Raw genomic sequence first — 7,006 nt, 5'->3', positions numbered from 1 at the left:
GATTCCCCTTTCTTGTTTCGATCACATCTGGTTTTTCTTATATTCATTTTAGCACTCTTTTGCATCGAGTGCCAACTATTTCAGTATAAATAATTAGCACTCTGGTGTCAAGAGTGCTAATTTGTTTTTACATCACCGCTTATTTTACAGTATTCGACCGATCTGACAATGCTGTCGCCGTATTTCTGGCTAGTATAATATATCGTAAGATCGAACTTATATAAGATGCTAAACCAATCAAAATTAGTCCGTAGGCAACCGTATAAGTACCGCCTGCATTACTAGCTAGCATAAACGTCGCATACGTGACAACAGCACCAACCAATGGAATCAATGACGAAAAAGCAGCTGCTTTACGCGCCGCCAGAAGGTCAGGACTCGACTGCTTTCTCCTGCCAATAGCAAACCAAATAAACGATCCAACCGCCATAGCCGCTGTAGCAATTGTCACCAGCAAGAAAAAATATTCCGCATAAGAATTAGATTCACTAGCAGCCTTATTCACCTCTTCGATAGCTGCAGAATATTTTTTGACAGAGTTACGGGTTTGCGCCAAATATTGGTTTACAGCGTTATAGTCTCTTTCGCGCAAAACGACAGCAATCTTGTCAAGTAACACCTTAATTTCTCCAGCATACTTTTTAACTTCCGCTGACTTTTTGATGTATTTGACACCTAGTTTAGAGGAGAAATTATGGCTAGCAACATTATTGAATGCCGACGATGCAGCGGCGGTCTGAGCAAGAACCGTACCATCAGCCACAGATTTCTCGTCGTTTATTGCTTTTATAAAATCTACATAAGCCTTGTTCGAGGCAGCGATTATATCAATGTCCGCTTGGTTTGCGTAGCTGGCTGCGCTAGCAAATGAGCCTCCAGACGATACTACAACAAACATAGCTAAAATTATCTTGAAAATTTTACGCATGTTTAGAATTATATACGCAAGTTCTAGTTTTACCAACCGCCGCTGGCGCCGCCGCCAGAAAACCCGCCGCCGCCAAAACTACCGCCAGAAGAGCTGCCTGAACTGTTAGAACTACCGCCCGAACCGATACCGCCAATCCACCACCAGCGATTTGATCGGCGTTTGCCAGATTGGGCGCCCCTCCTTGTAGCTATTATTACAACAATAAATATGAGGATTATAATCAGTACTAAGGAGACTATCGATTCCATGTCCTCGCTATCGGCTGATTGGTCTTTGCCTTCCGCAGCGTCGATGATTCGTTTCACGCCAGCCTCAACGCCGCCAGCATAATCACCGCTGCGAAACTTTGGTGCGATTGTGTTACGGATAATTTGGCTAGCTCGCGCATCGGTTAACGAACCTTCCATACCATTGCCGACCTCGATTCGCATTTTACGGTCATTCTTGGCAATAAGCAGTAATACGCCATTACTCTTTTTCTTGTCGCCGATACCCCATTGGCGGGCTACTTTGAGGCTATATTCCTCTAGACTATCATCACTGCCAAGCGTCGAAATCATCAACACGCCGATTTGGAATGATTTTTTCTGGCGCTCAGCATTAATCAGCTGCGCAATGCGGTCAATATCTTCATTTGCCAAACTTTCCGTCTGGTCAATTATAGGACGTTCAAGCGGCGGCGCAGCTGGCACTTCTAGTTTAGCGAAAGCCGTGTTACTAAACAGGCAGCTAAATAACACTGCCAATGACAACAATCCAACTAAACCAATAACAGAGCTTCGCCAACGCATATCTAGTTTTCTTGTTTGGTTGAATTTGCTGCGCTGAAATCAACCGACGGAGCTTTATTAGCGCCAGCGTCCGACTCAAAATACGGTCGCTCCTTGAACCCGAACATACCCGCTAACAAATTTGTCGGGAAAGATTTAACCTTCGTGTTATATGATTTAGCAGCGTCATTAAAGTCATTGCGCGCCACAGTTATACGATTTTCTGTACCTTCTAACTGCGATTGCAAATCCTTAAAGTTTTCCGTTGCTTTGAGCTGAGGATAGTTTTCAGCTACCGCCAACAGCCGACTGAGCGATGAGCTAACCTCGCTTTGGGCCTGCTGGAATTTGGCTATGTCATCTGGATTATTGGCGTCGACTTTGATTTGCGTAGCTTTAGCGCGCGCCTCGACTACCTTTGTTAATGTCTCTTGCTCGAAATTGGCCGCGCCCTTGACGGTGTTCACGAGGTTAGGAATTAAGTCGCTGCGCCGTTGATATTGCGACTCAACCTTGCTCCATGCTGTATTAACCGACTCGCGGCTAGCCACCATGCTATTATAAGATCCAGCGACTATCATTATTAGCAGCAACACCACGCCGCCGATGACTGCTGGGATTTTCCAATTTTTCATTCCAACCTCCTACTTGCTGATAGCCCTTATTTTATAGACAATTAGCCAAAAGTGCAACAAAAGCGACTGCCGCCGTGAATTCCGCGTCAAGCAAGGCAAATCTTACTGCGGCAGCTGCCAAATTCGAACCCAGTCAACTTCCATCGGCCAGGTTTTGCCCGTGCCCAATATGACATCCATCGCTGTCTCTGAATCAAATATCGCGAGCGGGTTACTAATTGGCGATGGACCACCGGCTTGCGTCACCGGGTCTTGCCGAGGGTCGTTCGGCGCTAGCTGATCGCGGGTAGCACCCCAATAGTAGCGTATAGTTAATTTACCATCAATATACCACTCAATTTTTTCGGTAGTCCATAAACATCCGTATGTATGCCATTGCGACACATCTAGCCCTGCCTGCGAAGTATAATGTCCTCGGTTGCGTATAATTTTAGTTTGATCCATTGAATCATAATACGCCCATGCCGACCCTAACATCTCGCCCGGCCGCATGATTTCAACCATATCAAGTTCAGCAGACGGTATGGCGTTATTGCGATGCCTGGAATGCGATTGCGCCCAAAATGCCGGCCATGAAGAATTTTCCGGCGGCACATTGCGCACGCCATTAGCGTCAACGCGCATCCGCACTTCGTAATAGCCATGTTCAAACGACTGTCCTGCATACGTATTCGGGTCGCGCGTCATGAAATTACGGTTGTAAGTACTGTGCGTCGGAGCAATCCGCAGCACCGAATTATTCACGGAATACTCGTTGGGCTGGGTATCGGGCTTGCCCCATTTGTGTACGCCCGCCGGGTACCACTTGAAGCCTGGCGCGCCAGTATTGCCGGTGTCGATGGTGCTGATTGAGTCAAAATCATCTTCAAAAGCCAAGCGATTATATTTGCCAGCTGCCGCCGGGACGGTTGGTGACGGAGTCGGTGTAGGTGTAGGAGTAGGAGTTGGTGTCGGATTTGGAGTTGTGCTATTATTTGCCGATGACGCAGAAACCGGTCTCTTGGCATACCCTAGATATTCATAGCCGTCGATCTTTGGTGGCGAATACTCAACACTTTCGCCGTCTTGCACGGTCACCGTGTCGGTTGCGCCGATACTATCAATGATAGCCGAAGCCGCTTGATTGTTAAGCGCCAACCCGCCAACGCTAACCGCTAGTAACAGCAGAGCTCGGCCCTTTTTGCTGCGCAGCAAGAAATAGCCGCCCAGCGCCGCCAGCAAGCCGCCAACAGCAAAATACGCTACCAAAATCCTCGCATCGCTGCCCGTCTCAGCCAAGCGTCCGCCGCCTTGGTACGCCAGCAAAAATTCCGAATTGGCGTCGTTAGTAGTCAACGTTATTTTTCCTGAGGCGATGGAATTCTGTTCGGTTTTCGATAGCGAACTTTTGACCACGCTGCGAAGCCGAATGGTTTTTGAACCGGCATGCGCAGCCGGCGGCGCGATAAAATTCACCGCAACAACAGCGGCGATGAATAATCCTACTATTTTCTTTTTCATTGAATCCCTCAACTCTTTTTGTTTTAACGCCTGATGACGCTTATGATTATATAGCTAATGACGATACAATGCAAGCGAAATAAGTACGGGAATGCTGGATTTATTGGCGCGTAACTTTGACCATCGCGTCGCGAATCACTACACCGTCTAGCGTGTAGCCAGCACGCAGTTCCTCAGCGATCACTTCTTTCTCACCCTCAGCTTCTTCATCAAACTGAATAGCCTGGTGTAGTTCGGGGTTAAATAGCGTACCAGGTTTAGCGTTAATTTTCTCGAGGCCGATTTCTTTGAGTTGCTTGTCAAGCTGCTTACCCAGGCTAGCCACACCTTTCACCCAAGCATTATCCTGTAATTCCTCTGGCACGTTGGCAACCGCTCGCTCAATCGTGTCAACTACTGGCAACAGCTTCATCACTGACTTCGCCTGTCCCATTTGGTGCGCCGATTGTTTCTCCGCCTCGACACGCTTGCGATAATTCTCAAAATCCGCCCGCGTCCGCTGCAAATCCAGCGTCAACTCGCCCAATTGCTGCTCTAAGTCTTCAGTTTTGTTAGTCTTATTCTTTGTCATTTTTTCCTCCTACAACATTCCCTCTAGCATAGCACCGGTTCGGCGCACCAGCTCCATAGTCCGGCGATAATTTTGCCGCGTCGGGCCGATGACGCCGATATAGCTGTTGTCGCTAAACGGCGAGCGGAATTTGCTGATAATCAACGTCGCACCAGAACTTTTACCAATCGGATTTTCGCTGCCGATAAACACATTCAGCGGCTGGTTCGGTGCTGCTTCATGTAGCCACGGCTCGATATTATCAATCAGTCTGGCAATCGCTTGCACGTGATCGCCCTCGACAAACTCCGGCTGGCTAAACAGCTGCGTCATGCCGTTCATATACAAGTGCGCACCAAACGACGCAAAACCAAAGTTACCCGTCAGCTCCACCAAACTATCAACGGCACTGCGAATTGCTCGGTCGGATGTATCAACGTGCGAGTTAACATGCGCTTCGATCGCTCTCGCACTGCGATCGATGCTACTCGGCAGTTCCGTCATCTGGGCGTCGGTGATGCCATTGACATAAAAGCGATAGCCTTTATCAGTAGGAATACGGCCAGCGCTGGTGTGCGGCGCCTCAATAAAACCCATCTCCTCGAGTTTGGCCATTTCGCTGCGAATCGTGGCGCTGGACACGCCAAACAATTTAGCCAGCGTCACGCTGCCAACTGGCGCCGCAATTTCGGCATACTGCTCAATGATGGCGGCTAAAATCGCCTGTTGACGTTCGGTCATACTCCTATTATATCGCACATTTAGCACTCTTGCAAGGCGAGTGCTAACCAGCCGCTTTCAATTGTTCTAGCAAATCACGCGCTGCCAACCTGGCTTCATCATCCTTGCGATTATAAACGTCCGGTTTCGAGGCAATTTCGCGGACAATACGCGCAGTTTCGTCGATGTCATCATTTATAACAAAGTGATAATACGGCACCTCGAGCGCATGAGTAATTTCACGAATTGCACTATTGTAGCGTTTCGGCCATTCGCGATCAAATTCCTCTTGCGAAGCGTAACGTACACTGAGACGACGACGCCATTCTTGATAATTTGGCGGTAACAAAAATATCGCTACCACGCCTGGCGACAGCTTTTTATATTCATCGACACCTTGCACATCAATATCAGTAACCGCAATTTTACCAGCATCATGAATATCCTGAATCTGCTTGACGCCAGTACCATAAACTGTACCGTGCACAAATTTCGCCTCGACAAAAGCATGACTTTCCAACAATCTAGCGGCAGTCGCTTCATCAATATAGTTATAATCAATACCTTCACGCTCCCATACACCTTTATTTTGACGCGGCTGGCGAGTCGTATACGACACAATATCAGCAAACTCCGGCGACTGCATTAACCGCTGCTTGGTCGTGTCCTTGCCTGCACCCGATATGCCGACGAGCAATACAATTTTAGTTTGAATAACAAGCTGGCGGACCGACTCGCTCGGTTGATATTCTCTGATAAGCTTTTCGATCTTTGACATAATATCTGCTTATAATAACTCATCCAGCACCGATTGCCAATCAGGAAACTGCGGACTGCCGAAGTGAATATGCCGGCCAGCAAACTCAGCAGCGCCTTTAGTTGTCTGGTCATCAATCAAAATATCACCGCGACTCAGCTGCTTGACCGACGAAAATACCACTTTGCGAAAGAAAATATTTTCTCGTCCATCACCACCAAAATACTTTTTCACCCATGCTAACTTATCACCCAGTGCCGTCGGATTTTCCCATGGCGATGACGACAAGATATATAGATCGTACTTTTCTTTCAAAGCATCTACCGCCTCAAGGGCGCCCGGCATTGGATCCATCAATGCAAAAACACCCGGAATATTGTCATACTCACCCGCAAACTTCTCAAGCATCTCGGGCGGAATCTTCGTCAAAGCTGATTCAAAATCAACCAGCACGCCATCCATATCGATGTAGATGATTGGTTTGCTATTTAATTTCATAAATTACTTCACCAATTATAGCACTTTTGTAGTACAATAAAGACGTCTACATCTAGAACAGGTCCAAATCGGACGTTAATTCACACACATAATGGGCAGCCGTTATCGGACGTGTGAATTTGCGTTCTAGGTGTAGACAGCCAATTTAACGGCTGTCCTTTTTGTTGGGCAGCATTCCTAAAGGAGGGATTATGAATACAAAAGAAAAAAAGCCAATTTACAAAAAGGTTTGGCTTTGGGTGTTAGTTGTTGTCATCATAGGCGCAATTTACGCCGGCATGAACGGCACAAAGAATCAAGCCAATGAAACAACCAAATCAACCAATAACTCGACAAGCCAATCACAACCGGAGCAAAAAACCAGTGAAAACAAAGCACGCTTGACACTGGATGATGGCTGGAAAATTGATAAAAGCAATCAATATCTCACAAAGGTTGTCGGCACGGTTTCAAATAATTCTAACCAGGCAATTAATGGCTATATTCAAATTACTTTTTCAGGACTCGATGCCAGTGGCGCGAATGTCGGAGATTGTCTTGCTAACGCTAATACTGTTGACGCTAATGGCAAGTGGAAGTTTGAAGCAATGTGTTCTGGTCAAAATATTGAGACAGTACGGTTCAAAGAAATTACTGGGTTCTAAT

Annotated in this window: 9 protein-coding genes; 1 reads left to right on the top strand and 8 read right to left on the bottom strand. The window is 47.0% G+C overall.

Going from position 1 to position 7,006, the window contains the following annotated elements:
* Positions 1-139: 139 nt before the first annotated feature.
* The 8 genes from G1ANC_RS03220 to G1ANC_RS03175 form a co-directional block, all read right to left on the bottom strand.
* Positions 140-928 carry a hypothetical protein gene (locus G1ANC_RS03220; protein ID WP_129693576.1) on the bottom strand — a complete coding sequence of 263 codons (789 nt, stop codon included), beginning with the start codon at positions 926-928 and terminating at the stop codon, positions 140-142.
* A gap of 29 nt (positions 929-957) precedes the next feature.
* Entirely contained in the window at positions 958-1,722 is a 765-nt protein-coding gene (locus tag G1ANC_RS04070; RefSeq protein WP_164998005.1) for a YgcG family protein, read from the bottom strand.
* A 2-nt stretch (positions 1,723-1,724) separates the two neighbouring features.
* Complete coding sequence (locus G1ANC_RS03210; protein ID WP_129693575.1) at positions 1,725-2,336, bottom strand: LemA family protein; 612 nt, start codon at positions 2,334-2,336, stop codon at positions 1,725-1,727.
* Between the two features lie 102 nt (positions 2,337-2,438).
* The gene (locus G1ANC_RS04215; protein ID WP_164998004.1) at positions 2,439-3,836 is read right to left on the bottom strand and encodes a family 16 glycosylhydrolase; all 1,398 of its coding nucleotides are present in this window, start codon (positions 3,834-3,836) and stop codon (positions 2,439-2,441) included.
* A gap of 100 nt (positions 3,837-3,936) precedes the next feature.
* Entirely contained in the window at positions 3,937-4,407 is a 471-nt protein-coding gene (locus tag G1ANC_RS03190; RefSeq protein ID WP_129693571.1) for a nucleotide exchange factor GrpE, read from the bottom strand.
* A 9-nt stretch (positions 4,408-4,416) separates the two neighbouring features.
* Positions 4,417-5,127 (bottom strand): transcriptional regulator, encoded by a 711-nt coding sequence (locus tag G1ANC_RS03185; protein ID WP_129693570.1) that lies wholly within the window; start codon positions 5,125-5,127, stop codon positions 4,417-4,419.
* 43 nt (positions 5,128-5,170) lie between these two features.
* Positions 5,171-5,884 carry a guanylate kinase gene (locus G1ANC_RS03180; protein ID WP_129693569.1) on the bottom strand — a complete coding sequence of 238 codons (714 nt, stop codon included), beginning with the start codon at positions 5,882-5,884 and terminating at the stop codon, positions 5,171-5,173.
* Positions 5,885-5,893: 9 nt separating this feature from the next.
* Positions 5,894-6,361, bottom strand: coding sequence for a hypothetical protein (locus G1ANC_RS03175; protein WP_129693568.1), 468 nt, complete (start codon positions 6,359-6,361; stop codon positions 5,894-5,896).
* A gap of 191 nt (positions 6,362-6,552) precedes the next feature.
* On the opposite strand from G1ANC_RS03175, the gene G1ANC_RS03170 reads away from it, so the two are divergent.
* Positions 6,553-7,005, top strand: a complete 453-nt coding sequence (locus tag G1ANC_RS03170; RefSeq protein WP_129693567.1) for an FxLYD domain-containing protein — start codon at positions 6,553-6,555, stop codon at positions 7,003-7,005.
* Position 7,006 lies beyond the last annotated feature (1 nt).

The sequence above is a fragment of the Candidatus Nanosynsacchari sp. TM7_ANC_38.39_G1_1 genome, from assembly GCF_004138385.1.
This window is presented reverse-complemented; position numbering and strand designations above follow the sequence as displayed.

What these genes read in the sequence shown, in the direction of transcription:
- G1ANC_RS03185 (WP_129693570.1), bottom strand. Translation starts at nt 5,127, where the DNA reads ATGACCGAACGTCAACAGGCGATTTTAGCCGCCATCATTGAGCAGTAT.
- G1ANC_RS04070 (WP_164998005.1), bottom strand. Translation starts at nt 1,722, where the DNA reads ATGCGTTGGCGAAGCTCTGTTATTGGTTTAGTTGGATTGTTGTCATTG.
- G1ANC_RS03180 (WP_129693569.1), bottom strand. Translation starts at nt 5,884, where the DNA reads ATGTCAAAGATCGAAAAGCTTATCAGAGAATATCAACCGAGCGAGTCG.
- G1ANC_RS03170 (WP_129693567.1), top strand. Translation starts at nt 6,553, where the DNA reads ATGAATACAAAAGAAAAAAAGCCAATTTACAAAAAGGTTTGGCTTTGG.
- G1ANC_RS03220 (WP_129693576.1), bottom strand. Translation starts at nt 928, where the DNA reads ATGCGTAAAATTTTCAAGATAATTTTAGCTATGTTTGTTGTAGTATCG.
- G1ANC_RS03210 (WP_129693575.1), bottom strand. Translation starts at nt 2,336, where the DNA reads ATGAAAAATTGGAAAATCCCAGCAGTCATCGGCGGCGTGGTGTTGCTG.
- G1ANC_RS03175 (WP_129693568.1), bottom strand. Translation starts at nt 6,361, where the DNA reads ATGAAATTAAATAGCAAACCAATCATCTACATCGATATGGATGGCGTG.
- G1ANC_RS04215 (WP_164998004.1), bottom strand. Translation starts at nt 3,836, where the DNA reads ATGAAAAAGAAAATAGTAGGATTATTCATCGCCGCTGTTGTTGCGGTG.
- G1ANC_RS03190 (WP_129693571.1), bottom strand. Translation starts at nt 4,407, where the DNA reads ATGACAAAGAATAAGACTAACAAAACTGAAGACTTAGAGCAGCAATTG.